Origin of the sequence: Rhodococcus sp. NCIMB 12038 (assembly GCF_002165735.1) — a bacterium.
Taxonomy (GTDB): domain Bacteria; phylum Actinomycetota; class Actinomycetes; order Mycobacteriales; family Mycobacteriaceae; genus Rhodococcus_F.
The window spans coordinates 304,950-330,727 of the sequence record NZ_NHML01000004.1 but is presented as its reverse complement, the minus strand read 5'-3'; the positions used below and the strand labels follow the sequence as shown (position 1 = coordinate 330,727).

General features: G+C 68.6%; 22 protein-coding genes. 10 read left to right on the top strand and 12 right to left on the bottom strand.

Annotated features, from left to right (window positions below):
- From CA951_RS07730 to CA951_RS07720, 3 genes are read right to left on the bottom strand one after another with little or no spacing between them, the layout of a single operon-like run.
- Positions 1-1,935 (bottom strand): fumarate reductase/succinate dehydrogenase flavoprotein subunit, encoded by a 1,935-nt coding sequence (locus CA951_RS07730; RefSeq protein WP_087556273.1) that lies wholly within the window; start codon positions 1,933-1,935, stop codon positions 1-3.
- Positions 1,936-1,956: 21 nt separating this feature from the next.
- Positions 1,957-2,781, bottom strand: a complete 825-nt coding sequence (locus tag CA951_RS07725) for a hypothetical protein (protein WP_087556272.1) — start codon at positions 2,779-2,781, stop codon at positions 1,957-1,959.
- Positions 2,778-3,062, bottom strand: a complete 285-nt coding sequence (locus CA951_RS07720; RefSeq protein WP_012688022.1) for a hypothetical protein — start codon at positions 3,060-3,062, stop codon at positions 2,778-2,780. The genes CA951_RS07725 and CA951_RS07720 overlap by 4 nt, the downstream gene beginning before the upstream one ends.
- Positions 3,063-3,232: 170 nt before the next feature.
- Between CA951_RS07720 and CA951_RS43335 the strand changes: the two genes are divergently transcribed.
- Both CA951_RS43335 and CA951_RS43330 read left to right on the top strand, forming a co-directional pair.
- On the top strand, positions 3,233-3,619 hold the full coding sequence (locus tag CA951_RS43335; protein WP_012688023.1) for a VOC family protein: 387 nt from the start codon (positions 3,233-3,235) through the stop codon (positions 3,617-3,619).
- A gap of 25 nt (positions 3,620-3,644) precedes the next feature.
- Positions 3,645-4,019: a VOC family protein gene (locus CA951_RS43330; RefSeq protein WP_179220140.1), complete on the top strand. Its 375-nt coding sequence runs from the start codon at positions 3,645-3,647 to the stop codon at positions 4,017-4,019.
- A 9-nt stretch (positions 4,020-4,028) separates the two neighbouring features.
- Here the strand turns inward: CA951_RS43330 and bioD are convergent, their stop codons facing one another.
- A complete protein-coding gene (gene bioD / locus CA951_RS07710) occupies positions 4,029-4,724 on the bottom strand; it encodes a dethiobiotin synthase (RefSeq protein ID WP_087556271.1) in 696 nt (231 codons plus the stop codon).
- Positions 4,721-5,875: an 8-amino-7-oxononanoate synthase gene (locus CA951_RS07705; RefSeq protein ID WP_087556270.1), complete on the bottom strand. Its 1,155-nt coding sequence runs from the start codon at positions 5,873-5,875 to the stop codon at positions 4,721-4,723. Before CA951_RS07705 ends, bioD begins: the two co-directional genes overlap by 4 nt.
- A gap of 65 nt (positions 5,876-5,940) precedes the next feature.
- Between CA951_RS07705 and CA951_RS07700 the strand changes: the two genes are divergently transcribed.
- From CA951_RS07700 to CA951_RS07685, 4 genes are read left to right on the top strand one after another with little or no spacing between them, the layout of a single operon-like run.
- Positions 5,941-7,233, top strand: a complete 1,293-nt coding sequence (locus CA951_RS07700) for an adenosylmethionine--8-amino-7-oxononanoate transaminase (protein WP_087556269.1) — start codon at positions 5,941-5,943, stop codon at positions 7,231-7,233.
- Positions 7,234-7,287: 54 nt separating this feature from the next.
- Positions 7,288-9,561 carry a glycogen debranching protein GlgX gene (glgX, locus tag CA951_RS07695; RefSeq protein ID WP_087556268.1) on the top strand — a complete coding sequence of 758 codons (2,274 nt, stop codon included), beginning with the start codon at positions 7,288-7,290 and terminating at the stop codon, positions 9,559-9,561.
- 13 nt (positions 9,562-9,574) lie between these two features.
- Positions 9,575-11,932 carry a malto-oligosyltrehalose synthase gene (gene treY / locus CA951_RS07690; protein ID WP_087556267.1) on the top strand — a complete coding sequence of 786 codons (2,358 nt, stop codon included), beginning with the start codon at positions 9,575-9,577 and terminating at the stop codon, positions 11,930-11,932.
- A gap of 54 nt (positions 11,933-11,986) precedes the next feature.
- Positions 11,987-12,925 (top strand): NADP-dependent oxidoreductase, encoded by a 939-nt coding sequence (locus CA951_RS07685; RefSeq protein WP_087556266.1) that lies wholly within the window; start codon positions 11,987-11,989, stop codon positions 12,923-12,925.
- Between the two features lie 16 nt (positions 12,926-12,941).
- Here CA951_RS07685 and CA951_RS07680 read toward each other — a convergent pair whose 3' ends face one another.
- Positions 12,942-13,571, bottom strand: coding sequence for a TetR/AcrR family transcriptional regulator (locus CA951_RS07680; protein ID WP_087556265.1), 630 nt, complete (start codon positions 13,569-13,571; stop codon positions 12,942-12,944).
- Positions 13,572-13,663: 92 nt separating this feature from the next.
- Positions 13,664-13,852 carry a DUF1918 domain-containing protein gene (locus tag CA951_RS07675; protein ID WP_005247576.1) on the bottom strand — a complete coding sequence of 63 codons (189 nt, stop codon included), beginning with the start codon at positions 13,850-13,852 and terminating at the stop codon, positions 13,664-13,666.
- Between the two features lie 109 nt (positions 13,853-13,961).
- Here CA951_RS07675 and CA951_RS43325 point away from each other — a divergent pair, with 109 nt between their 5' ends.
- Together CA951_RS43325 and treZ are read left to right on the top strand one after the other, a co-directional pair.
- On the top strand, positions 13,962-14,111 hold the full coding sequence (locus tag CA951_RS43325) for a hypothetical protein (protein WP_179220139.1): 150 nt from the start codon (positions 13,962-13,964) through the stop codon (positions 14,109-14,111).
- A 40-nt stretch (positions 14,112-14,151) separates the two neighbouring features.
- Positions 14,152-15,885, top strand: a complete 1,734-nt coding sequence (gene treZ / locus CA951_RS07670; RefSeq protein WP_087556264.1) for a malto-oligosyltrehalose trehalohydrolase — start codon at positions 14,152-14,154, stop codon at positions 15,883-15,885.
- On the opposite strand, the gene CA951_RS07665 is transcribed toward treZ, so the two are convergent.
- Positions 15,852-17,417, bottom strand: a complete 1,566-nt coding sequence (locus CA951_RS07665; protein WP_087556263.1) for an MFS transporter — start codon at positions 17,415-17,417, stop codon at positions 15,852-15,854. The two genes, treZ and CA951_RS07665, sit on opposite strands and share 34 nt — an antisense overlap.
- A 123-nt stretch (positions 17,418-17,540) precedes the next feature.
- Here CA951_RS07665 and CA951_RS07660 point away from each other — a divergent pair, with 123 nt between their 5' ends.
- Positions 17,541-18,065, top strand: a complete 525-nt coding sequence (locus CA951_RS07660) for a TetR/AcrR family transcriptional regulator (protein ID WP_087556262.1) — start codon at positions 17,541-17,543, stop codon at positions 18,063-18,065.
- Positions 18,066-18,069: 4 nt separating this feature from the next.
- Here CA951_RS07660 and ilvA read toward each other — a convergent pair whose 3' ends face one another.
- Genes ilvA through CA951_RS07645 form a run of 3 tightly spaced genes read right to left on the bottom strand, consistent with a single transcriptional unit; the run spans position 18,070 to position 21,729 of the window.
- Positions 18,070-19,422: a threonine ammonia-lyase IlvA gene (gene ilvA, locus CA951_RS07655; protein WP_087556394.1), complete on the bottom strand. Its 1,353-nt coding sequence runs from the start codon at positions 19,420-19,422 to the stop codon at positions 18,070-18,072.
- Between the two features lie 43 nt (positions 19,423-19,465).
- Positions 19,466-21,241, bottom strand: coding sequence for a pyruvate dehydrogenase (locus tag CA951_RS07650; protein WP_087556261.1), 1,776 nt, complete (start codon positions 21,239-21,241; stop codon positions 19,466-19,468).
- A gap of 53 nt (positions 21,242-21,294) precedes the next feature.
- Positions 21,295-21,729 carry a nitroreductase family deazaflavin-dependent oxidoreductase gene (locus tag CA951_RS07645; RefSeq protein ID WP_087556260.1) on the bottom strand — a complete coding sequence of 145 codons (435 nt, stop codon included), beginning with the start codon at positions 21,727-21,729 and terminating at the stop codon, positions 21,295-21,297.
- 169 nt (positions 21,730-21,898) lie between these two features.
- Between CA951_RS07645 and CA951_RS07640 the strand changes: the two genes are divergently transcribed.
- Entirely contained in the window at positions 21,899-22,135 is a 237-nt protein-coding gene (locus CA951_RS07640) for a hypothetical protein (protein ID WP_087556259.1), read from the top strand.
- A gap of 18 nt (positions 22,136-22,153) precedes the next feature.
- On the opposite strand, the gene dnaE is transcribed toward CA951_RS07640, so the two are convergent.
- On the bottom strand, positions 22,154-25,690 hold the full coding sequence (gene dnaE, locus CA951_RS07635) for a DNA polymerase III subunit alpha (protein ID WP_087556258.1): 3,537 nt from the start codon (positions 25,688-25,690) through the stop codon (positions 22,154-22,156).
- Between the last annotated feature and the right edge of the window lie 88 nt (positions 25,691-25,778).

Sequence of the window (25,778 nt, the reverse complement as noted above, 5' to 3'; positions counted from 1 at the left end):
TCAGGCCTTCCTTCCCGGATGTTCGGCGAGCTCGGCATCGGTGTAGTACTTGGCCAGTTCGTCGATGTCGAACAGCTCCAGCAGTTCCGGGCGCATCGGAAGCTGAGGCTCGCGGGTGACCGTGACGTCCGGGACCACGGAATCGGGATGCGCGGACATGTCGCCGACGACGCTGCACACCAGCAGGGTGTTGCGCCACTCCGCCTCCATGCTCGGGTGGTCGTCGCGGGTGTGCCCGCCGCGACTCTCGGTGCGCAGCAGGGCCGCCTGCGCGACGCATTCGCTGACCAGCACCATGTTCCGCAGATCCACGGCGAGGTGCCAGCCCGGGTTGAACTGGCGGTGCCCCTCCACCTCGACGCCCCCGATCCGGCCCTTGATCTCGGTGAGTTTCTCCAGGGCGCGCGCGATCTCGTCTTCCTTCCGGATGATGCCGACGAGGTCGTTCATGGTCTGCTGCAGTTCGGTGTGGAGGGTGTACGGATTCTCGGTGATGCCGCCCTCCCCGACCGCCGGATCGAACGGCGACAACAACATCCGGGCCGCCGCATCCACCGCGTCGGCGGAGACGACCGGCCGCTCCTGCAGCGACTTCACGTATTCCGCGGCCCCGAGTCCCGCGCGACGGCCGAACACGAGGAGGTCGGACAGCGAGTTGCCGCCGAGCCGGTTGGAGCCGTGCATCCCGCCCGAGCACTCCCCCGCGGCGAACAACCCGGCGACGCTGGACGATCCGCTGTCGGGGTCGACCTCGATGCCTCCCATCACGTAGTGGCAGGTGGGTCCGACTTCCATCTGCTCCTTCGTGATGTCGACGTCGGCGAGTTCCTTGAACTGGTGGTACATCGACGGCAGGCGCCGGACGATCTCGTCGGCGGGCATCCGCGAGGCGATGTCGAGGTACACGCCGCCGTGCGGGGTCTGCCGTCCCGCCTTGACCTCGGAGTTGATGGCCCGGGCCACCTCGTCGCGGGGCAGCAGGTCCGGAGTGCGGCGGTTGTTGTCGGAATCCTTGTACCAACCGTCGGCCTCTTCCTCGGTCTCCGCGTACTGCCCTTTGAAGACGGGCGGGATGTACGAGAACATGAACCGCTCGCCCTCGGAGTTCTTCAGGACCCCGCCGTCGCCGCGGACACCCTCGGTGACGAGGATTCCCTTGACGCTGGGCGGCCACACCATGCCGGTGGGGTGGAACTGCACGAATTCCATGTTGATGAGGTTCGCGCCCGCGCGCAGGGCGAGAGCGTGCCCGTCGCCGGTGTACTCCCACGAGTTCGACGTCACCTTGAACGACTTGCCGATTCCGCCCGTGGCCATCACCACGGCGGGCGCCTCGAACAGCACGAAACGTCCACTCTCGCGCCAGTATCCGAAGGCGCCGGAGATCCGGTCGCCGTCCTTGGTGAGTTCGGAGACGGTGCACTCGGCGAAGATCTTGATGCGGGCCTCGTAGTCGCCGGTGGCGGCGAAGTCTTCCTGCTGCAGCGACACGATCTTCTGCTGCATGGTGCGGATCAGTTCGAGCCCGGTGCGGTCACCGACGTGCGCGAGCCGCGGATACGTGTGACCGCCGAAGTTGCGCTGGCTGATCCGGCCGTCAGGGGTCCGGTCGAACAGGGCGCCGTACGTTTCGAGTTCCCACACCCGGTCGGGGGCCTCCCTCGCGTGCAGTTCGGCCATCCGCCAGTTGTTGAGGAATTTGCCGCCGCGCATCGTGTCCTGGAAATGGGTCTGCCACGTGTCCTTCTCGTTGGCGTTGCCCATCGCGGCGGCGCAGCCGCCCTCCGCCATGACCGTGTGCGCCTTGCCGAACAGCGACTTGCAGACGACGGCCACGGACAGGCCCTGTTCCCGGGCCTCGATGACGGCTCGCAGTCCGGCGCCCCCGGCACCGATGACCACGACGTCGTACTGGTGCCGTTCGACTTCCGTCATTCCACTCCCTCTTCGGTGAAGTCAGTTGATCAGGCGCAGGTCGGAGATGGTGCCGCTGGCCACGAGCATCACGTAGAAGTCGGTGACGATCAGGGTGGCGAGCGTGGTCCAGGCGAGCTGCATGTGCCGCGTGTTCAGTTTGCTGACCCCGGTCCAGAGCCGGTATCGGATCGGGTGCCGGGAGAAGTGGGTGAGCCTGCCGCCGGTGACGTGCCTGCAGGAATGGCAGGACACGGTGTACGCCCAGAGCAGGATCACGTTGCCGACCATGATGAGGGTGCCGAGCCCGATTCCGAATCCGCCGTCGGCGCCGTGGAACGCGCGGATCGCGTCGTACGTGTTGATCAGTGACACGACGAGCGCGACGTAGAAGAAGTAGCGGTGCGCGTTCTGGACGATCAGCGGCAGCCGCGTCTCCCCCGTGTACTTGCCGTGCGGTTCCGCGACCGCGCACGCGGGCGGCGAGAACCATACCGACCGGTAGTAGGCCTTGCGGTAGTAATAGCACGTGAGCCGGAAGCCGAGCAGGAACGGCAGCACCAGGAATCCGAGCGGGATGATCATCGGCAACTCGCCGATGGGTGTCCCGAAGTCACTCGAGCCGGGCACGCACGAATCGCTCAGGCACGGCGAGTAGAACGGGGTCAGGTAGTGGTACTCCTCGACGAAGTACGCGGTCCGGACCCACGACCGGACCGATGCGTACACCACGAAGACGGACAGGCCGAGCACCGTCAGCAGCGGCGCCAGCCACCACCGGTCGGTGCGGAGCGTGCGTTCCGCGATCCGGGCACGCGTCGGCGCCCCCACACCGGCACTATCGGAATTCTTCGGCGGCGCGCTCATCCGCGCTCGTAGTGGAGCCCGCCCAGCCCCTCGTCATCGATACCGAGCCACATCGACGCGTCGTACGGGGTGTCCGACACCTTGATTCGCTCCACCGGTTCGCGGTGGACGACGTTCGGTGGCGAGGCGTCGAGGTCGCGCGCGTCGATCTCGAGGCGCTCCAGATCATTGCTCAGTCGCCGCACGGATGCGGCGTCGCCGTACATCGTTCGCAACGAACCGACAGCGCGCCGAAGGCGGTCGATGGTGCGATTCAATTCGAGCATTTCGGAGGTCGACATGTGACCCCTCCCAACCCAGCCGGTGTAGCCGTGACCTGAATCACACTACCGATATTCCGGGAAACCGGGGCAGCTTTCGGCCCCCGGAAACCGGGGGCGATGAATTTTGCCGGGCTACCGAGTCGATACCTGTAGGACAACCGAAACCGAACCCCCACCGGGAGGAAATCATGGCCGACGCCACGATCGGAAGCATCCTGCTCGCCAGCACACACCCCGAACGATTGCGGGACTGGTACACGGCCGCGTTCTCGCCGAAGGTCGACCGCACGCCCGGCGAACCGGGCTACGACGTCCTCGATTTCGACGGCTTCTACATCATGCTCGACCGGCGCGACGACGTCGGCGACACGAATCCCGAACCCGGGCGTGTCCTCCTCAACGTCGAGGTCGCCGACGCCCGCGCCGCGGCAGGCCGCCTCGACGAACTCGGGGCGACGTGGCTGTCCCCGCTCGAGGATCGTGACGGCAGCTGGTTCGGCACCGCCGTCGACCCCGACGGCAACTACGTCCAGATAATCCAGCTCAGCGCACAGGCGCGCGCCGAGATGTCCTGACCACCGGCAGGAAAGAGACAGAACCATGTTGAACAACGCGAGAGCATTCAGCGGATTCGCCGTCGACGACATCGCCGCGGCCAAATCCTTCTACAGCGACACCCTGGGGCTCGAGGTCACCGAGGAGGAGATGGGCCTGCTGGGCCTGCATCTCCCCCAGGGTCCCGTGGTGCTGATCTACCCGAAACCCGATCACACGCCTGCGACGTTCACGATCCTCAACTTCGCGGTCGACGACGTCGAAAAGGCCGTCGACGCGCTCACCGAACGCGGGATCCGGCTCCTGCGGTACGACGGTTTCGACCAGGACGACAAGGGAATCATGCGCGGCAACGGGCCGGACATCGCCTGGTTCACCGACCCGGCAGGCAACGTGATGTCGGTGCTCGCGGAATCCTGACCGTCGCGCTCAGCGAGCCGTGATCGTCGTCTTCAGCCAGGTGCCGTCGAACCACGTGGACGCGGCCGCGGCGAACGACGCCGGGTCGAGGCGGCCGCTGCCCGCCGGAATCGAGCCGGCCAGGTCGACACCCGTCACGGCGGGCAGGTCGTCCAGATTGCACCGCTCGGCGAGCCCGGGCTCGTCCGGCCACGACCCGATCACCGTGCCTGCACAGGCGACGCCGGCCGCCGCCAGCGCCCGGGTCGTGAGTTCGGTGTGGTTGAGCGTGCCGAGTCCGGCCGCCGCGACCACGACGGCCGGTGCGCCGAGAGCGAGCGCGAGATCGAGGAGGGTGAAGCCCTCGGCGCCCATCCGCACCAGCAGCCCGCCCGCACCCTCGACGAGGACCAGATCGTGCCGGTCGGCGAGCGCGCGGACCGCGTCGACGACGTCGTCGCACCGCAGCATCGGCAAACCGCTGCGCCGGGCGGCGGTGTCGGGGGCGAGCGGTTCGGGGTAGCGGGCGAGTTCCACCACCGCGGTGACACCGGACAGCCGGGTCACCTCGGCCAGATCGCCCGGTTCTCCCGGCGCGACCCCGGTCTGCGCGGGCTTGCACACCGCGACGGACAGCCCGGCCTCGCGCGCCGCGGCGGCGAGCGCCGCCGTGACCACAGTCTTGCCGACGTCCGTCGACGTTCCGGTGACCATCAGGATGCTCATGCCGACGCCCCCGCAAGGACGTCGGTGAGCACGGTCTCGATCCGGGCCAGTTCGTCCTGATCGAGCGTGGCGCGGGCGGTGAGCCGCAGCCGCGACGTGCCCTCGGGCACCGACGGGGGCCGGAAGCAGCCGACGTGCAGCCCCTGCTCGCGGCAGGCGGCCGCGGCGTCGAAGGCGCGTTGCGGGTCCCCGAGGATCACCGAGACCACGGCGGACTCGGGTGCCGCGGCACCGGTGAACCGCGCGAGATCCCGGGCGCGCTCCAGGACGGAGTCGGCGCGGTGCGGTTCACGCCGCAGAACGGCGAGGGCGGCGCGGGCCGCCCCGACGGCGGCCGGGGCGAGTCCGGTGTCGAAGATGAATGTGCGCGCGGCGTCGACGAGGTGTGCACGGACCTTCTCCGACGCCAGCACCACACCGCCCTGGCTGGCCAGCGACTTCGACAGCGTGGCCGTGACGACGATTTCGGGTTCGCCCGCGAGTCCCACCTCGTGCACGAGTCCGCGACCCCCTGCGCCGCGGACTCCGACACCGTGGGCCTCGTCCACCACGAGAAACGCGCCGTACTCGCGGCACACCCGGTGCAGGTCGACGAGGGGCGCGAGATCACCGTCCGCGCTGAACACCGAATCGGTGACGACCAGTGCCCGTTCCTCCGGCCGGGTGGCCAGTGCGCTGCGGACGAAGTCGAGATCGGCGTGCGGCGCGACGGCCACCCGGGCCCGGGACAGCCGGCACGCGTCGACGAGCGAGGCGTGACTGCCCGCGTCGGAGACGATCAGCGATCCGGCGCCGGACAGCGCGGTGACGGCGCCGAGATTCGCGGTGTACCCGGAGGAGAACACCAGCCCGGCGTCGGCGCCGACGAACTCGGCGAGTTCCGTTTCGAGCAGTTCGTGCTCGGTGGTCGATCCCGTGACCAGTCGCGAGCCGGTGGCCCCTGCGCCCCACCGCCGCAACGCGGTCATCGCGCCGTGCAGCACCTCGGGGTGCCGCACGAGCCCGAGGTAGTCGTTGGACGCCAGGTCGATGAGCGCGCTGCCGGACGTGCGTGGGCGCAGTTCGCGGCGCAGTCCCGCGGCGCGCCGCTGCTCCTCGACGTCGTCGAGCCAGGTGGTGAAGGTGTGGTCGGTACTCACACTCGGCACCATACGCGACTTGAACGGTGTTCAACCCGGGTGGACCCACTTTTCCTCCGATGGCTAGGGTCGAGACCGTGACCTCCCCGAGCCTGTCCGCGGACGACATCACCTCCCTCGATGCCTCGCTGCTCTGGCATCCGTACGGCGCCTTCCCCGCCTCGACCACCCCGCTCGTGGTGGCCGAGGCGAGCGGCACCCGCCTCACTCTCGCCGACGGACGCGAACTCGTCGACGGCATGAGTTCGTGGTGGGCGGCGGTCCACGGCTATCGGCATCCCGTCCTCGACGCAGCGGCGACCGCGCAGCTCGGCAGGATGAGCCACGTGATGTTCGGCGGGCTGACCCACGAACCGGCCGCGCGGCTCGCCCAGCTGCTCGTGGAGATCACCCCGGACGGACTCGACAAGGTGTTCCTCGCCGATTCCGGTTCGGTATCCGTCGAGGTCGCCGTCAAGATGTGCCTGCAGTACTGGCGCAGTCGCGGCAGGCCGGAGCGGCATCGGCTGCTGACCTGGCGCGGCGGCTATCACGGCGACACGTTCGCGCCGATGAGCGTCTGCGACCCGGACGGCGGCATGCATTCCCTGTGGACGGACGTCCTGGCACGGCAGGTGTTCGCGGGACCGCCGCCGCGCGAGTTCGACCCCCGGTACGTCGCGGAGTTCGAGCGTCTGGCGGCCGAGCACACGGACGAACTCGCGGCCGTCATCGTGGAGCCGGTGGTCCAGGGCGCCGGAGGCATGCGCTTCCACGACCCCCGGTATCTGTCGGAGCTGCGCCGCATCTGCGACGAGCACGGGCTCCTGCTGGTGTTCGACGAGATCGCTACGGGCTTCGGCCGCACCGGCGAACTGTTCGCCGCGGAGCACGCCGGGACCCGCCCCGACATCATGTGCGTCGGCAAGGCCCTCACCGGCGGATACCTGACCCTCGCCGCGACGCTCTGTTCCACCGACGTCGCCGAGACCATCAGCGCCGGCGACGCAGGCGGGCTGATGCACGGACCCACGTTCATGGCGAACCCGCTCGCCTGCGCCGTCGCGGTGGCGTCGATCGAACTCCTGCTGTCGCGCGACTGGCGAGGCGAGGTCGAGGACGTGCGCCGCGGGCTCGAATCGGGTCTTGCGCCTGCCCGGGAACTGCCCGGCGTCCGGGACGTCCGGGTGCTCGGCGCGATCGGAGTGATCGAACTCTCGGAGCCCGTCGACATGCGGGCCGCGACCGACGCCGCGGTGGCGGCCGGGGTCTGGTTGCGACCCTTCCGCAACCTGATCTACGCGATGCCGCCGTACGTGTGCACCAGCGAGGACGTGCTGAAGATCACAACCGGAATGCTTGCTGCCGCACGGACCTCCACCCAGGGCTGACGCTGTGCTCCCGTCGGGCTGAGAGCGACGCGAACGCGGGCTAATGTTCTCGATATGGAAGCGAGCGAGTCGACCGGCACCACGCCCATTCCCGTGTGGCCCGGCAGCGCCTACCCACTGGGCGCCACCTACGACGGGGCCGGGACGAACTTCTCCCTGTTTTCCGAGGTCGCCGAGGCGGTCGATCTGTGCCTGATCGCGAAGGACGGCACGGAGACGCGGGTGCGTCTCGACGAGGTCGACGGCTACGTGTGGCACGCCTACCTGCCGACCGTCGTGCCCGGGCAGCGGTACGGGTACCGGATCCACGGACCGTGGGACCCCTCGGCCGGGCACCGCTGCGACCCCAGCAAGCTGCTCCTCGACCCCTACGGCAAGGCGTTCGACGGCGAATTCGACGGCGACCGGTCCCTGTTCTCCTACGACATCGACGCGTCCACTGAGGCCGCCCCCGAGGATGCCGGGGACGACGAATACGAGGACGCCGCCCTGATCGTCGATACCGACGACGACATCGAGGCGGAGGACGCCGAGGACGCACTCGAAGCGGAAGCCGAGGACGACTCGGCGCCGGGGCTGCCCGGACACGATTCGCTCGGCCACACGATGACCACAGTCGTGATCAACCCGTTCTTCGACTGGGCCGCCGACCGCGCACCGAAGCACCCGTACCACGACACCGTGATCTACGAGGCCCACGTCAAGGGCATGACGGCGACGCATCCCGGTGTGCCGGAAGAACTCCGCGGCACGTACGCGGGCCTCGCACATCCGGTGATCATCGACCACCTCGTCGACCTCGGCGTGACCGCGATCGAACTGATGCCGGTGCACCAGTTCATGCACGATCAGACCCTGCTCGACAAGGGGCTGCGGAACTACTGGGGTTACAACACGTTCGGCTTCCTGGCCCCGCACACCGGGTATTCGTCGGCGGAGAAGCCGGGCGCCGCGGTATCGGAGTTCAAGGCGATGGTCCGCTCGTTCCACGAGGCGGGCATCGAGGTGATCCTCGACGTCGTCTACAACCACACCGCCGAGGGCAACCATCTCGGTCCGACCATCTCGTTCCGCGGCATCGACAACGCCGCCTACTACCGCCTCGTCGACGGCGACGCCGAGCACTACATGGACTACACGGGCACCGGGAACAGCCTCAACGCCCGGCACCCGCACACGCTGCAGCTGATCATGGACTCGCTGCGGTACTGGGTCACCGAGATGCACGTCGACGGCTTCCGCTTCGACCTCGCGTCGACGCTCGCCCGCGAACTGCACGACGTCGACCGGCTCTCCGCATTCTTCGACCTCGTCCAGCAGGATCCGATCGTCAGCCAGGTCAAGCTCATCGCCGAACCCTGGGACGTCGGCGAGGGCGGCTACCAGGTGGGCAACTTCCCCGGCCTGTGGACGGAGTGGAACGGCAAGTACCGGGACACCGTCCGCGACTACTGGCGGGGCGAGCCGGCGACGCTCGGCGAATTCGCGTCCCGGCTCACCGGGTCCTCCGACCTCTACGAGGCGACCGGCCGCCGCCCCGGCGCGAGCATCAACTTCGTCATCGCCCACGACGGGTTCACCCTGCACGACCTGGTGTCGTACAACGAGAAGCACAACGAGGCCAACGGCGAGGACAACAACGACGGCGAGAGCCACAACCGGTCCTGGAACTGCGGTATCGAGGGCCCCACGGACGATCCGGAGATCCTCGATCTGCGTGGGCGGCAGAGCCGCAACATCCTGGCCACACTCCTGCTCAGCCAGGGGACGCCGATGCTGGCGCACGGTGACGAGATGGGCCGCACCCAGCAGGGCAACAACAACGTGTACTGCCAGGACTCGGAATTGTCGTGGATGGACTGGTCACTGGCGGACACCAACGCCGACCTCGTCGAGTTCACCAAACGGGTCATCGCGCTACGGATGAAGAATCCGGTGTTCCGCCGCCGCCGGTTCTTCGAGGGCACCCCCATCCGCAGCGGCGACCAGACCCGCGACATCGCCTGGCTCACGCCGTCCGGTGAGGAGATGACCCCCGAGGACTGGGACAGCGGTTTCGGGAAGTCCCTCGCGGTATTCCTCAACGGCGAGGGCATCCCCGAACCCAACCATCGCGGCGAGCGGGTGGTCGGCGACTCGTTCCTGCTGTGTTTCAACGCGCACGACGAGGAGATCGAGTTCTCCACGCCGAACTCCGATTACGCCGACGAGTGGGCGGTCGTGCTCGACACCGCCGTGCCGACAGGGGCGAAGGACGCGGTGATCAAGGCCGGGAATTCGCTGCAGGTCGAGGCCCGGTCGCTGGTCGTGCTGCGCCGGACCGCCTGAGCCGGGGACGACGATGGCGATCACGGCCACCTACCGGCTGCAACTGCGCGGAGACTGCTTCACCCTGGCGGACGCCGCCGCCGTCGCCGACTATCTGGACGACCTCGGGATCTCGCACGTCTACCTGTCGCCGATCCTGACGGCCACGACGGGATCGACCCACGGGTACGACGTCACCGACGTGACCCGCGTGTCCCCCGCCCTCGGTGGCAGGGAGGCGCTGGCCGCGTTGTCGCGGGAGTTGCGGGGCCGCGGCATGGGCCTCGTCGTCGACCTGGTCCCCAACCACGTGGGCGTCGCGAATCCGCGTGAGAATGCCTGGTGGTGGGATGTTCTCACACACGGTCTCGGCTCCGAATACTCCGACTTCTTCGACATCGACTGGAGCGAGGACAACGGCGCGGGCGGACGGCTCGCGCTGCCCGTCCTCGGATCGGACGCCGACCTCGAGTCGCTGACCGTCGACCGCTCGGGACCCGAGCCGCTGCTCGCGTTCTACGAGCACCGCTTCCCCATCGCCCCCGGCACGGACGCGACCGAGCCGGAGTCGGTGCACGACGCGCAGTCGTACCGCCTGGTCCCATGGAACTCCGGGCTCATCGGGTACCGCCGATTCTTCGCGGTCAGCGAACTGGCCGGGATCCGTCAGGAGGATCCGCGCGTGTTCGAGGCCTCGCACCGCGAACTGCGGAGCTGGGTGGCGGACGAGTTGATCGACGGCGTGCGCATCGACCACCCCGACGGGTTGTCCGACCCGGCCGGGTACCTCGACCGGCTGCGCGGCGTGATCGGCGCGGACCGCTGGCTGGTGATCGAGAAGATTCTCGGGCACTCCGAACCGCTGGACGATCACCTGCCGATCCAGGGCACCACGGGCTACGACGCACTGGCCGAACTCGGCGGCGTGTTCGTCGACCCGTCGGGAGCTCCCGCGCTCACCGCCCTGTCGGCGTCCCGCACGGGCGACCGGGGTGACGCGACGTGGATCCACGAGCACGAAACCGCGATCAAACGCGACGTCGCCGGCACCGGCCTCGCCCCGGAGGTCCGGCGCCTCGTCCGCGCGATCCGCGCCGAGACCGGCACCGACTGCACCGCCGAGGACCTGCGCGACGCCGTCGTGGACGTCGTCGCCGCGATGCCCGTGTACCGCTCCGACTACAGCCCGCTCGCCGGGCTCGCGACCCGCGTGATCGGCGACGCCGCGCGGCGCGAACCGGGACGGTCCGCGGCGCTGTCCGCCCTCGCCGCCGCCCTCATCACCGGCGGGGAGGCGGCCACCCGCTTCCAGCAGGTCTGCGGCGCGGTGATGGCGAAATCCGTGGAGGACTGCCTGTTCTACCGCACGGCCCGGCTGGTGTCGCTGCAGGAGGTGGGCGGCAACCCCGCGAACGTCGGCGTCTCCCCCGCCGAATTCCACCTCGCCGCGGCCGAGCGCGCCAGCCGGTGGCCGCGGGCGATGACGACGCTCTCGACGCACGACACCAAGCGCGGCGAGGACGTCCGCGCCCGGATCGGCATCCTGTCGCAGGTGCCGGACCTGTGGGCGGAATGCGTCGACCAGTGGGAGCGCATCGCCCCCAGCCCCGACCCCGTCACCGGACTGTTCCTGTGGCAGAACCTGTTCGGTGTGTGGCCGGTCGACGGCCGCGCCGCGGGCGACGTGCCCGACTTCCGCGACCGCGTCCACGCGTACGCGGAGAAGGCCGTCCGGGAAGCCGGGACCCGGACGTCGTGGAACGACGTGAACGAGGACTTCGAACGCGACCTCCACCGCTGGCTGGACACGGTGATCGACGGAACCGTCGGCAAGGCGCTCGGGTCGCTGTGCACGCAACTGGCGCCGCACGCCTGGTCCGATGCGCTCGGCCAGAAGCTCCTCCAGCTGTGCGGGCCCGGGATCCCGGACGTGTACCAGGGCACCGAACTGTGGGAGGACTCGCTCGTCGACCCCGACAACCGCCGACCCGTCGATTACGACGTGCGGCGGACCGTGCTGGCGGGGCTCGGCACTCCTCCGGTCGACGCCACCGGCGCGGCGAAGATGCACGTCGTGCGGACGGCGCTGCGCCTGCGGCGGGACCGCCCCGGCAGCTTCGCAGGCGGCACGTACGCGCCGGTCTTCGCATCGGGGACCGCGGCCGAACACCTGATCGGATTCACCCGCGGGCCCCATGGGTCGGCGCCGGACGTCGTGGCCCTGGCCACCCGGCACAGCGTCGGGCTGCAGCAGGACGGCTGGGGCGACACCACGGTGACCCTCCCGGACGGCACGTGGACCGACCTGCTCACCTCGACGACGCACCCCGGCGGCCGCGTCGAGGTCGCCACCCTGTTCGCCCGTTACCCCATTGCCCTGCTGGCCCCGTGAGTACTTCTTAACCATGGGCGGTTAATAAGTACTCACGGGGGTACTGGCCCTTGTATGCGACGTGTGGTTGCCCGGGCGTACGGAGGGCCGGAGGTCCTCGCCGTCGTCGATGCGGAACCGGTGGATCCCGCACCGGGCGAGGTGGTGATCGAGGTCCGCGCGATCGGGGTCAACCCGATCGACTACAAGCTCTACAGCGGCGCGTTCGGCGCCGATCCCGCCGCCCTGCCGATGCGGCTGGGCAGCGAGGCGGCGGGCGTCGTCGCGGAGGTGGGTGACGCCGCCACGGGACCGAGCGGCCCCATTGCGGTGGGCGACGAGGTGATCGCGTACCCGTTGTCGGAGGCGTACGCGGACCGGCTCGTGGTGTCCGGTGATTCGGTGATCCCGAAACCGGCGTCATTGCCGTGGAACGAGGCCGCCGGACTTCTCGCGGTGGGTACCACCGCGGTCGACACCCTCGACACGGCGAACGTCGGCACCGGCGACCTGCTGCTCGTGCACGGGGCGGCGGGCGGCGTGGGGTCGTTCGTCGTGCAGTTGGCCCGGGCCCGCGGCGCCACGATCATCGGCACGGCGCGCCCCGGGAACCACGACTACGTGCGGTCGCTCGGTGCGACACCGGTGTCCTACGGGGACGGCCTGACCGACCGGATCCGAGTCCTGGCACCGGACGGGGTGGACGCCGTCATCGACACCGCGGGCAGCGACGAGGCCATCGACGTGTCCGTGGGCCTGGTGCGGGACCCGTCGCGGTTGGTGACGACCGTCCCCGGACCACGGGTGGGCGAGGCCGGGTTCCGGATCGTCGGGGCGCTGGGGCCGGAAGGCATGGAACCGCGGAAGCGGGCCCGCGGGTTCCTCGTCGACCTCGCGGGCAGCGGTGACGTACGGGTGCGGATCGCGCGCACCTACGCGCTGTCGGAGGCGGCGCGCGCTCACGCCGATCTCCGGAAGCCGCACGCGGCCGGCAAATTCATACTGCTGCCCTAAGCGGGGTTGTCGGCCCTCAGCGGAGCAGGCTGGCCCGGATCGTCGCCTTCACCCAGTTCCGGTAATCCTCGACATCCCACCCGCACTGCAGGCGCAGCATCGAATACACCTGCGGGGACACGACCGTGAACAGCACGTCGGCGGCCCGCTGGACGGAGATCTCGGGGCGCAGCAGTTCGTGCGCGGCGAGTCCCTCGGCGAGGGTCATCGCATTCTCGGCGGACGCCCGCGCCCCCTCGTCGGCGAAACGCCGCATGTCCTCGTCCGCACCCGAGGATTCGATCGACGTCGCCATCAGGGTTCCAGCCCGTTCCAGGACGTCGGTGCTGTACTCCACCATCTGTTCGAGGATCCGCTCCACCGGGTCGCCGTCCCGGGGTATGCGGGCGGCAGGCGCGGCGTCGGTGTCGCCCTGGATCGCCGCGTGCAGTGCCTCGTGGAACAGTTCCGCCTTGCCGCCCGGGTACGCGGTGAACACCGTGCGGGCCGACACCCCGGCCGCCTCGGCCACGTTCCGCACCGTGGTGCTGACGTATCCGCGTTCGGCGAACAATCGGCCCGCGGCATCCCGGACGAGAAGGCGGGTCCGGCGCGCCGATTCGGCACGCAACGGCGAACTGTAGGGCCTCTTCGCGGAGTCGGGCACGGTCTCACGATAGACGCATTCGATTCATCGATCGTGCAACCAATTCGGCACGGCGATCCGCCGCGCCTGGACCAGGCGAAAACGCCCGATGCCTACGACTTCGGGTGTTCCACCCAGGCATCGGATCCGGGAAACACGAGGGCCTCGTGGCCGTCGTCGTATCGGACGAGATAGGGCGGTTCGCCGTTCTCGCCGTGTACCTCCACGACCTCGGCGGTCGTTTCGTGCACCCCGACCACCCTGCCTTGTACGTGCAACCGGTCTCCCACTGCTACGTGCATGACTGCTCCTCGCGACGTTCGAGTCCGTACTCTCAGCTTGCTACTTCCGGATGCGGGGCGAAAGGGCCGACTCGCCGCCATCTCTGCCGCCGTGTGCCATCGTGGGGGCATGGCTACGTATCGATACCTCGACAAGGACCGTAACGTGCTCGAGGAGCAGGACTTCGGCACGGTGCAGGACGCCGAGGAACACCGGCTGTCGGTTCTCGGCGCCGAGATCATCGAGGAGGTCGAGGACTCTTCCGCGCCCGAGAGCTGACTGTCCTGCGCGGCCCGCCCGGTCGAGGCATGCTGATCGGGTGCACACATTCGAGGTATGGGCCCCGATCCCGACGTCCGTTTGCGTGGAGGTGGACGGCAAACGCCATGACATGACCCCGTCACCGGACGGGTGGTGGCGGGCCGACGTCGACGCGTCGCCGGACTCGCGGTACGCGTTCGTCCTCGACGACAGCGACACCCCGCTTCCCGATCCCCGGTCGCCGCGCCAGCCCGACGGCGTCCACAGCGCATCCCAGCTCCACACGCTCGACGAGAGCCTCTGGACGGACTCACAGTGGACCGGGCGGCAGCTCGCCGGCTCCGTCGTCTACGAATTGCACGTCGGCACGTTCACTCCGGAGGGCACGTTCGCCGCCGCGGTCGACCGGCTCGACCATCTCGTCGGACTCGGCGTCGATTTCGTGGAACTGATGCCCGTCAACGGGTTCAACGGAACCCACAACTGGGGATACGACGGTGTCCTCTGGTACACGGTCCACGAGGGCTACGGCGGACCGGACGGGCTGCAGACCCTCGTCGACGCGTGCCACGCCCGCGGTCTCGGCGTGGTTCTCGACGCCGTCTACAACCACCTCGGACCGTCGGGGAACTACCTCGACCGGTACGGCCCGTACCTGGCGCAGGGGGCCAACACGTGGGGCCGCAGCATCAACCTGGACGGACCGGACAGCGGCGAGGTGCGCCGCTACATCATCGGCAACGCGCTGCGGTGGTTCCGCGAGTTCCACATCGACGCGCTCCGCCTCGACGCCGTCCACGCGCTCGTCGACCACACCGCCACCCACCTTCTCGAGGATCTGGCCGTCGAGACCCGCCGGCTGTCCGCGCACCTGAGGCGGCCGCTGACGCTGATCGCCGAGAGCGACCTCAACGATCCGCGCCTGATCACGTCGCGGTCGGCAGGCGGCTTCGGCCTCGACGCCCAGTGGGACGACGACGTGCATCACGCCATCCACGCGGCGGTCTCCGGCGAGAGGCAGGGCTATTACGGAGATTTCGGTTCGATGGCCTGCCTCGCGGACACGCTGCGCCAGGGATGGTTCCATGCAGGCACGTTCTCGACGTTCCGGGGCCGCACGCACGGCAGGCCGCTGGACACGCGGCGGATCCCGGCCAGTTCGCTGGTCACGTACACGTGCACGCACGATCAGATCGGCAACCGAGCGATCGGCGACCGCCCCGGCACGTATCTCGATTCCGGGCAGCTCGCCGTGAAGGCGGCGCTCGTGCTCTGCTCGCCGTTCACGCCGATGCTGTTCATGGGCGAGGAGTGGGGGGCGAGCACCCCCTTCCAGTTCTTCACCTCGCACCCGGAGCCGGAGCTCGCGCGGGCGACCGCGGAGGGACGCAAGGCCGAGTTCGCGGAGCACGGCTGGAGCACCGACGACGTTCCGGACCCGCAGGACCCGGAGACGTTCGAGCGGTCCAAGCTCGACTGGGACGAACTGGTCCGCGATCCGCATGCGCGGTTGCTGGAGTGCTATCGCTCGCTGCTGCGGCTTCGCCGGGAGCGTACCGAGCTGACGGACCCGTGGCTCGCGAACCTGTCCGTCGACTACGACGAGGCGCAGCAGTGGATCGTGGTGCACCGCGGCGCACTTCGCCTGGCCTGCAACCTCAGTGCCGAACCGGTGACCGTCCCGGTCGGCGGCTCCCCCGTACTGTGGTGGGAGCCGCCGACGCAGGACGAGACCGGGTCGGCGACGGTGCTACCGGGTCACTCGTTCGTGCTGCTCGACAGCTCACCCTGACGGTCGCGCAGCATCCGCAGGACGAGGATCGCGGTCGCGAACAGGATCACGGCGGTCGCGCCCGCGGCGACGTGCATGCCGTCGACGAACGCCGACTGCGCGGACTCGAGGAACACCGTCCGCGCGGCCTCGGGGAGATGCTGAGCCTCCGCGACCGCGGCACCGAGCGTGCCCTGGGCGGGCTCGATCTGTTCCTGCGGCAGCATCGACGTGTCGAGGCCGCTGCGGAAGATCGCCATGACGACGCTGCCGAGCACGGCGACACCGAGCGCGATGCCGAGTTCGTACGCGGTCTCGGACACCGCGGAGGCGGCGCCGGCCCGTTCGGGCTCGACGGCGCTCACCACGAGGTCGGACGTCAGCGTCAGCGCGATACCGACACCGGCTCCGGCGAGACCGAAGCCGACCACGAACATCGTCGGGGCACCGTCCACGCCGAGCGTGAGCATCAGTGCCGCACCCACACCCGCGACGGCGAGGCCGCCGCCGAGCACGTGCGAGGTGGCCCACCGGCGCACCATCCAGGCCGCCGCGAGCGCGGTGACCGCGCTCATCAGCATGCCGGGCAGCATCAGCACACCCGATTCGAACGCGGTGTTGCCGAGCACCAACTGCAGGTACTGCGAGCCGAAGAACAGCACGCCGGCGAGCGCGAAGATGGACAGCAGGTTGGTGAGGACCGCGGTCGAGAACGCCGGCTTGGCGAAGAGGCCGATGTCGATCATCGGGTCCTTCATCGACTTCTGCCTGCGCACGAAGACCACGCCCGACAGAACACCGACGAGACCGACGCCGAGGAGCACCGGGTCGAGGCCGTGCACCACGGTTTCCTTGACCGCGTACACCAGCGGCAGCATCGTCGTCATCGACAGTGCCGCGCTGAGCAGGTCGAACCGTCCCGGCGCGGGGTCCTTCGACTCGGGGATCACGAGCGGCCCCACGGCGATCAGCACCAGCATCACGGGGAGGTTGATCAGGAACACCGAACCCCACCAGAAGTGCTCGAGCAGCCAGCCGCCGATCAGCGGACCCGCCGCGGTGCCGCCGCCGGCCATCGCGCCCCACACGCCGATGGCGAGGGTCCGCTGTCGCGGGTCGACGAAGATCGTGCGGATCAGTCCGAGGGTCGCGGGCATCAGGGTGGCACCCGAGATTCCCTGCAGCACACGGGCCGCGATCAACATCTCGGGTGTCGGCGCCCACGCCGCGATCAGCGAGGCGATACCGAATCCGGCGGCGCCGATCAGCAGCAGACGGCGCCGTCCGATCCGGTCGCCGAGCGTGCCCATGGTGATGAGCAGTCCGGCAAGGACGAAGGAGTAGACGTCGATGATCCACAGCAGTTGAGTGCTGCTGGGCTCGAGGTCGGCGCTGATGAACGGCAGTGCGAGGTCGAGCACCGTGCCGTCGACGGCGATCAGGAGGACGGCGAAGGCCAGGACGACCAATCCGAGCCAGTCTCGGCGTGATGCGGAGGACTGACCTGGAGCGCCGTAGGCGTCGTTGATCCCGCGATCCGTGGAGACAGACATTTATCTTCCTGCGACTTTCGATTGGGGCCGTCACCGTGATGAACCGTCCGGCCGGTACAGTTTCGTAACCTTACCGTTAACCGTCCGGACGGTAAAGTTATTTCCCGGGTACAGTCCCTCTCCATGGCTGCCGGTACGCGCGATCGAATACTCGACGCCCTCGAGAAGCTGCTGCTCGACGTGGGGATAGCCCAGGTGACCCTCGAAGCCGTCGCGGCGGAGGCCGGGGTGTCCAAGGGCGGACTGCTCTATCACTTCCCCAGCAAGGAAGCACTCCTCGCCGCCATGGTGCGCCGGCTCGGCGAGCGGGCCGACGCCCAGCTCGCCGACGCCGTGTCCGGCGGCACCTCGATGTCCGAGTGGTACCTGCAGGTCCCCGACGCGAGCACCACCGAGGAACTCGCCCTCTACCGTTCCACCATCGCCGCCCTACGGAGCGTCGACGGTCAGCACGACGAGATCCAGAAGGCCGTCACCGACGTCATGCGCAGCTGGGACGAGGGCCTGCAGGACGAGATCGACGATCCTGTGCAGGCCGAGATCGTGCGCCTCGTCGGCGACGGCATCTACCTGGCCGCGCTGCTCAGGCTTCCCATGCCCGAGCCCGAGCTGTACAAGAAGGTCGTCGCGCGGCTGCTGCAGAAGTAGCGGCTCAGGTGAGGTAGCGGTACGCGGGGCTTCCCGGCTCCAGGCGTTCCACCTGCATGCGGGACTGCTCCATCCGCTCGAGCAGCTCGCCGAGCCCCTCCGCCTTGCCGAGTTCGATACCCACCAGAGCGGCGCCGGTCTCCCGGTTGTTCCGCTTGACGTACTCGAACAGGGTGATGTCGTCCTCGGGACCGAGCACCTCGTCCAGGAAGCGGCGCAGCGCGCCCGGCTCCTGCGGGAAGTCGACGAGGAAGTAGTGCTTGAGACCGAGATTCACCAGCGAGCGTTCCAGGATCTCGCCGTACCGCGAGACGTCGTTGTTGCCGCCCGAGATCAGGCACACCACCGTGGAACCGGGCTCGAACGTGATGTTCGCGAGCGCCGCCACCGACAGCGCGCCCGCGGGCTCGGCGATGATGCCCTCGTTCTGGTACAGCTCGAGCATCGCGGTGCACAGCGCACCCTCGTCGAGGTTGGTCATCACGAACGTCTCCGGATCGAGTCGGATCGTGGACGACCGATCGGCCTGGCCCAGCGACGTGTGCGTCACTACCTCAGCGCCGAGGGCGGAGACCACGGCGTAGGGCAGGTCGCCGACCCGCTTCACCGACGCGCCGTCGACGAACGGGTCGATCTCTGTCAGCGTCACGGGACCACCGGCCACCAGGGCCGCCGTCATCGACGCCGCCCCCGTCGGCTCCACGCCGACGATGGCCGTGCGCGGTGCGTGCGCATGCAGGTACGTGGCGATGCCGGCAATGCACCCGCCGCCGCCGACCGGCACCAGTACGGAATCGGGGGCCGTGCCGAGCTGGGCGAGGATCTCGGCGGCGATGGTGCCCTGACCGGCCGCGGTCCGGGCGTCGTCGAACGGCGCAACCATCGTCGCGCCCGTCCGCCGCACGTCGGCGGCGGCCGCAGCGGCAGCGGCGTCGTACGTCTCCCCCGTCAGGATCAGCTCGACGAACTCACCGCCGTGCGCACGGATGCGATCACGCTTCTGTTTGGGGGTGTTCGACGGGACGTAGATGCGGCCGGTGATTTCCATTGTGCGGCAGGCGAACGCGACGCCCTGCGCATGGTTGCCGGCGCTGGCGGTCACGACTCCGGCGGCGCGCTCGCCGGCGTCGAGCTGGGCCATGAGGTTGTAGGCGCCGCGAAGTTTGTAGGAGCGGACGACCTGCAGGTCTTCACGCTTGAGGTAGACGTTCGCGCCCGTCAGCGTCGACAGGCGGTCGCTCCACTGCAGTGGGGTCGCGTCGATCACGTGGGAAATTCGCTCGATGGCCGCGTCGATGTCGCCCACTGTCAGGGGCGAGGTGATGTTCTGGGCTGCGGTATCGGGCGATGTGGACACCCGGATATGTTCCCACTCTCCGGCCATGGGATACCAGTCGGGTTCAGCCGCGCGGATCGAACTGGGACGGTCGCGGCACGTTCCGGACGTTCGACTTCGCCATTTTCACGGCCTCGCCGACACCCCCGTTCATCACCATCTTCGACAGCGCCAACGCGAAACCGGTGAGCTGCCCACCCGTGATGGTCGGTGGCAGCGACAGCGCCAACGGGTCGGTGACGAGATCGACGAGTGCCGGTCCGTCGTGATCGAACGCCTGCCGCAGACCCGATTCGATGTCGGCCGGATTCTCTATCCGGCGGGCGAAGATGCCCAGCGCGGAGGCCACCGCCGAGTAGTCGACCGGTGCGACGTCGACCCCGAAATCCGGCAGCCCGTCCACCAGCATCTCCAGCTTGACCATGCCGAGCGTGGAATTGTTGAACACCACGATCTTGACCGGGAGCCGGTACATCGCGACCGTCACCAGTTCCCCCAGCAGCATCGACAGCCCGCCGTCGCCCGACACGGACACCACCTGTCTGCCGGGCGCGCATACCTGGGCGCCGATCGCATGCGGCAGGGCGTTCGCCATCGATCCGTGCAGGGCAGAGGAGAGGAAACGCCGCGAGCCGTTCGGCGTCAGGTAGCGCGCCGTCCACACGTTCGACATTCCCGTGTCCGTGGTGAAGATCGCGTCCTCGGCGGCGAGGTCGTCGAGGATCGACGCCGCGTACTCGGGATGGATCGGGACGCGTTGCTTGGCCGGTTTCGTGTACGCGCCGACCACCTTGTTCATCAGCGTCCGGTGCTTCTCGAGCATGTCGTCGAGGAAGCGGCGGTCGTCCTTCCGCCGGATCAGCGGGGCGAGCGCACGCAACGTGCTTCCCACGTCGCCGTGCACCGCCAGCTCGACGTCCGTTCTCCGGCCGATTCGCTGTGCGGCCCAGTCGATCTGCGCGGTGCGGACGCCGTCGGGCAGGAACTGGTTGTACGGGAAGTCCGTTCCGACGAGCAGCAGGAGGTCGGCGCCGTGCATCCCGTCGTGCGCCGCCCCATACCCCAGCAGCCCCGTCATCCCGACGTCGAAGGGGTTGTCGTACTGGATCCATTCCTTGCCGCGGAGGGTGTGCCCGATCGGCGCACCGATCGTGTCGGCCAGGCCCAGCAACTCCTCGCGGGCCCCGCGGACCCCTTCGCCGGCGAATATCGCGACCTTCCCCGCCGCGTTCACCGCGTCGGCGAGTGCCTGCACGTCGGATTGGTCGGGCACGATCGCCGGCGCACCGGTGCGCGGCACCGACGGCGCCCGCCCCACGGCAGGGCGGTCCGCGATATCACCCGGCAGGGTGATCACCGCGACACCGGACAGCGCGGTCGCGTGCGCGATCGCGGACGCCATGACGCGCGGGGCCTGGGCGGGAGTTCCGATCAGCTCCGCGTACCGGGAGCACTCGACGAACAGCCGGTCCGGGTGGGTTTCCTGGAAGTAGCCGAGACCGATCTGCTCGCTCGGAATCTGCGCCGCGATCGCGAGCACCGGCGCCCCCGAGCGGTCCGCGTCGTAGAGTCCGTTGATCAGGTGCAGATTGCCCGGCCCGCACGAGCCGGCGCACACCGCCAGCTTGCCGGTGATCTGCGCCTCCGCGGCCGCGGCGAAGGCGGCGGCCTCCTCGTGCCGCACGTGGATCCAGTCGATGCCGCCGTTCTCCGCGCCGCCCGACCGCCGGACGGCATCGACGACGGGATTGAGGCTGTCGCCCACGATTCCGTAGATTCGCCGGACGCCGACGTCCTGGAGTTGACGCACCAGTTGATCGGCAACGGTTTTCGCTCTCATCGGGCCTCCGGTCGGGGACGGTCGAACGGCGAACGACAGCGGCGGGGCGAGACTCAGGCGGGTTCGAGCACGAACACCGGGATCTCCCGGTCGGTCTTCTTCTGATACTCGGCGTAGTCCGGGAACGCGGCGACGGCCCGCTCCCACCACGTGGCCTTCTCGTCGCCCGTCACCTCACGGGCCACCATGTCGTTGGTCGCCGAGCCGTCGCGGAGTTCGACGTGCGGTTCGGCCTTCACGTTGTAGTACCAGACCGGGTTCTTCGGGGCGCCGCCGAGCGAGGCGACGACCGCGTACGTTCCGTCGTGCTCGACACGCATCAGCGGCGTCTTGCGGATCTTGCCGGATTTCGCTCCACGGGTGGTCAACAGGACGACGGGCCTGCCGCCCAGCGTCGTGCCCTCGGCACCGTCGGTGGATTCCATCAACTCGGCCTGATCCGCTGCCCACTTGGACGGACTGGGTTCGTATTCACCTGTGAGTGGCATGCGTCCAGTCAACACCTGATCCGCGAGAGCCCGCCACCGATTCCACCGAACCAGCGCACATGCGAAAGGCCACATCCGTTTGTTCGTTGCGCCGAACTCCGGATTCCGAGTACCCTGATCGCACGCGGGGACGTCCGCTCCCCGACCCGCTCCAGTGAGGTGACGTGCGATGACGACACACGACGCTTGGGTGCGCCGCGATGTATCCCGCAGCACCCAGTCGAGGACCGTCGATCTCGCCGGCACCGAGTGGCCCCTCTACAAGCTGGAGGCCCTGGCAGTCGCGCTGCTGGTCTTCGTCACGATCCTCGTCGTCACCCAGACGCTGCAGGCGGCCGTTCTCACCGCCGCCGCGGCCGCCGTCGTGGTGTGGTGGGCGCGGCGGCTCTTCCCGCCGCGCTCCTAGCCGCACCCACCGAAGCGATCACACGGACAGGCAGCTCGGTCCGAGCAGCGCCTTGAGGTCGCCCATCAACGCCGACGACGGTTCCACCCGGAGCACGTCGTCCACCTTCCACAACGTGACCTCGGTGCCGCCGATCAACCGCACGTGCACGTCCGACGTGCCCGGATGGCGGGTGAGCACCTGCCGCAGCGCGCCGATCTTGTCCTTGGTGCACTGACGCAGCGGCAGGCTGACCGCCAGCGGCTTCGCGACCCCCACCGCCGAGAGGTCCGGCACCGCAAGGTCGTTGGCGATGAGCGAGATCCGGTCGTCGCGGATCGACACGCGTGCCTTGACGAGCACCACGGAGTCCTCCGTGACGTCCATCCCGTACACCGAGTAGGCCTGCGGGAAGAACAGCACCTCGATGCCACCGGTCAGGTCCTCGAGCTGCGCGGACGCCCAGGTGAGACCGTTCTTGTTGATCCTCCGGTTCACCGACGCGAGGATGCCGCCGACGGTGACCTGGGTGCCGTCCTTGATGTCGCCTTCGAGGATGGTCGGAATCGCGGTGTCGGACTGCGCCGACAGCACGTGCTCGACGCCGTTGAGCGGGTGCCCGGACACGTACAGTCCCAGCATTTCCCGTTCCAGCGCCAACCGGTGCTTGGAGTCCCACTCCTCCTCGGGGATCTTCACGTTGAACACCGAGGCGATCGACTCGTCGGCGTCGTCGCCACCGAACAGGTCGAACTGGCCGATCGCCTCCGCCTTCTTGGTGCCCATCACCGCGTCGATGGCGTCGGCGTGGACGAGCATGAGCCCCTTGCGCGGGTGGCCCAGCGAGTCGAATCCGCCTGCCTTGATCAGCGATTCGGTGACCTTCTTGGAGCAGGCGGCCGCGTCGATCTTGTTGAGGTAGTCGGAGAAGTCGACGAACTTGGACTTCTCCTTGCGCGCCTTGATGATCGAGCCCACCACGTTGGCACCGACGTTGCGGACGGCGCCCATGCCGAACCGGATATCCTCTCCGACGGAGGCGAAGTTGACCTCCGATTCGTTGACGTCCGGCGGAAGCACGGTGATGCCCATCTTGCGACAGTCTGCGAGATAGACGGCGGCCTTGTCCTTGTCGTCACCGACCGAGGTGAGCAGACCGGCCATGTATTCGGCCGGATAGTTGGCCTTGAGGTACCCGGTCCAGAACGACACCAGTCCGTATCCGGCGGCGTGCGACTTGTTGAACGCATACCCGGCGAACGGAAGGATGGTGTCCCACAGCGCCTTGATGGCGGGTTCGGAGAACTCGTTGGCGAGCATGCCCTCGCGGAAACCGGCGTACGCCTCCTCCAGCACCGAGAGCTTCTTCTTACCCATGGCGCGACGGAGAATGTCGGCCTGTCCGAGCGAATACCCGGCCACCTTCTGCGCGATCTGCATGATCTGCTCCTGGTAGACGATCAGGCCGTACGTGTCGGCCAGGATCTCCTTCAGGGGCTCCTCGAGCTCGGGGTGGATGGGTTTGACCTCTTGCCGCCCGTTCTTGCGGTCGGCGTAGTCGTTGTGCGCGTTCATGCCCATCGGACCGGGCCGGTACAGCGCGAGCACCGCGACGATGTCCTCGAAGCCGGTGGGCTGCATGCGGCGCAGCAGGTCGCGCATCGCGCTGCCGTCGAGTTGGAACACCCCGAGAGTGTCGCCGCGAGAGAGCAGTTCGTACGTGGCCGCGTCGTCGAGCGGGAGGGTGTCGAGATCGAGTTCGATCCCCCGGTTCGCCTTGATGTTGTCGATGGCGTCACCGATGACGGTGAGGTTCCGCAGTCCGAGGAAGTCCATCTTCAGCAGGCCGATGGCCTCGCACGACGGGTAGTCCCAGCCGGTGATGATGGCGCCGTCCTGGGCGCGCTTCCACACGGGAATCGCGTCCATCAGCGGTTCGGACGACATGATCACCGCGCAGGCGTGGACGCCGGCGTTACGGATCAGGCCCTCGAGTCCCTTGGCCGTCTGGTAGATCTTCGCGACGTCCGGGTTGGAATCGATGAGGGCGCGAACCTCCACCGCTTCCTTGTAGCGCTCGTGGTTCGGGTCGGTGATGCCGGACACCGAGATGTCCTTGGCCATGATCGGCGGCGGCAGCGCCTTGGTGATCTGGTCGGCGATCGCGAAACCGGGCTGACCGAACTGGACGCGGGCGGAGTCCTTGATGGCCGCCTTCGTCTTGATGGTTCCGAACGTGATGACCTGGGCGACGCGGTCGCTGCCCCACTTGTCCGTCGCGTAGCGCACCATCTCACCGCGACGGCGATCGTCGAAGTCGATGTCGATATCGGGCATGGACACGCGCTCGGGGTTCAGGAACCGCTCGAACAGCAGGCCGTGCGGGATGGGGTCGATGTTGGTGATGCCCATCGCGTAGGCGACGAGCGAACCGGCGGCCGAGCCTCGGCCGGGACCGACCCGGATGCCGACCTCACGGGCGTGGTTGATGAGGTCGCCGACGACGAGGAAGTAGGCGGGGAAGCCCATTTCGAGGATGACGCCGATCTCGTAGTCGGCGCGGGCCAGGTACTCCTCGGGCGGTCCGTCGGGGAACCGGCGGTCCAGCCCGCGCATGACCTCCTTGCGCAGCCAGGTGCCCTGCGTCTCGCCCTCGGGGACCGGGAAGATCGGCATCCGGTCGTGGTGCGCCCACACGTCGTCGTACGACTGGACGCGCTCGGCGATGAGGAGGGTGTTGTCGCACGCGCCGGGGACCTGGTCGTCCCACAGGGCCCGCATCTCCGCGGCGGACTTGAGGAAGTAGCCGTCACCGTCGAACTTGAACCGGGTGGGGTCGGACAGCGTCTTGCCGGTCTGGATGCACAGGAGCGCCTCGTGGTTCTCCGCGGCGTCCTTCGTGACGTAGTGGCAGTCGTTGGTGGCGAGTGGCGGAATCTTGAGCTTCTTGCTGATCTCGAGGAGGCCCTCACGCACCCGTCGCTCGATCGACAGTCCGTGGTCCATCAGCTCGAGGAAGAAGTTGTCCTTGCCCCAGATCTCCTGCCACTTGGCGGCCGCCTCGAGCGCCTCGCGGTCGTGGCCGAGACGCAGCCGGGTCTGGATCTCGCCGGACGGGCAGCCCGTGGTCGCGATGATGCCTTCGTGGTGGGTGGCGATGAGGTCTTCGTCCATGCGCGCCCACTTGCCGAGCTGACCCTCGATCGACGCGAGGGAGGACAGCTTGAACAGGTTGCGCAGACCGGTCGCGTTCTCCGCGACCATCGTCATGTGGGTGTACGCGCCGCTACCGGAGACGTCGTCGGACTTCTGGCTGCGGTCGCCCCACAGCACCCGCTTGGTGTTGAAGCGGGACTCGGGCGCGACGTACGCCTCGATGCCGATGATCGGCTTGATGCCCTGCTTCTTCGCCACGTTGTAGAACTCGCTGGCACCGTACATGTTGCCGTGGTCGGTCATGCCGACCGCCGACATCTCCAGCCGCGCTGCCTCTTCGAACAGGGGGCCGACCTTGGCCGCACCGTCGAGCATCGAGTACTCGGTGTGATTGTGCAGATGTACGAACGAGTCAGCCACGTGCGCCTCTCTGAAGGTCTGGGAGCCTCACGAGTGTAGGCCCTCGGACCGACAGCTCCGGTCGCCGACGGCGGGTGTCGCCGAAGTC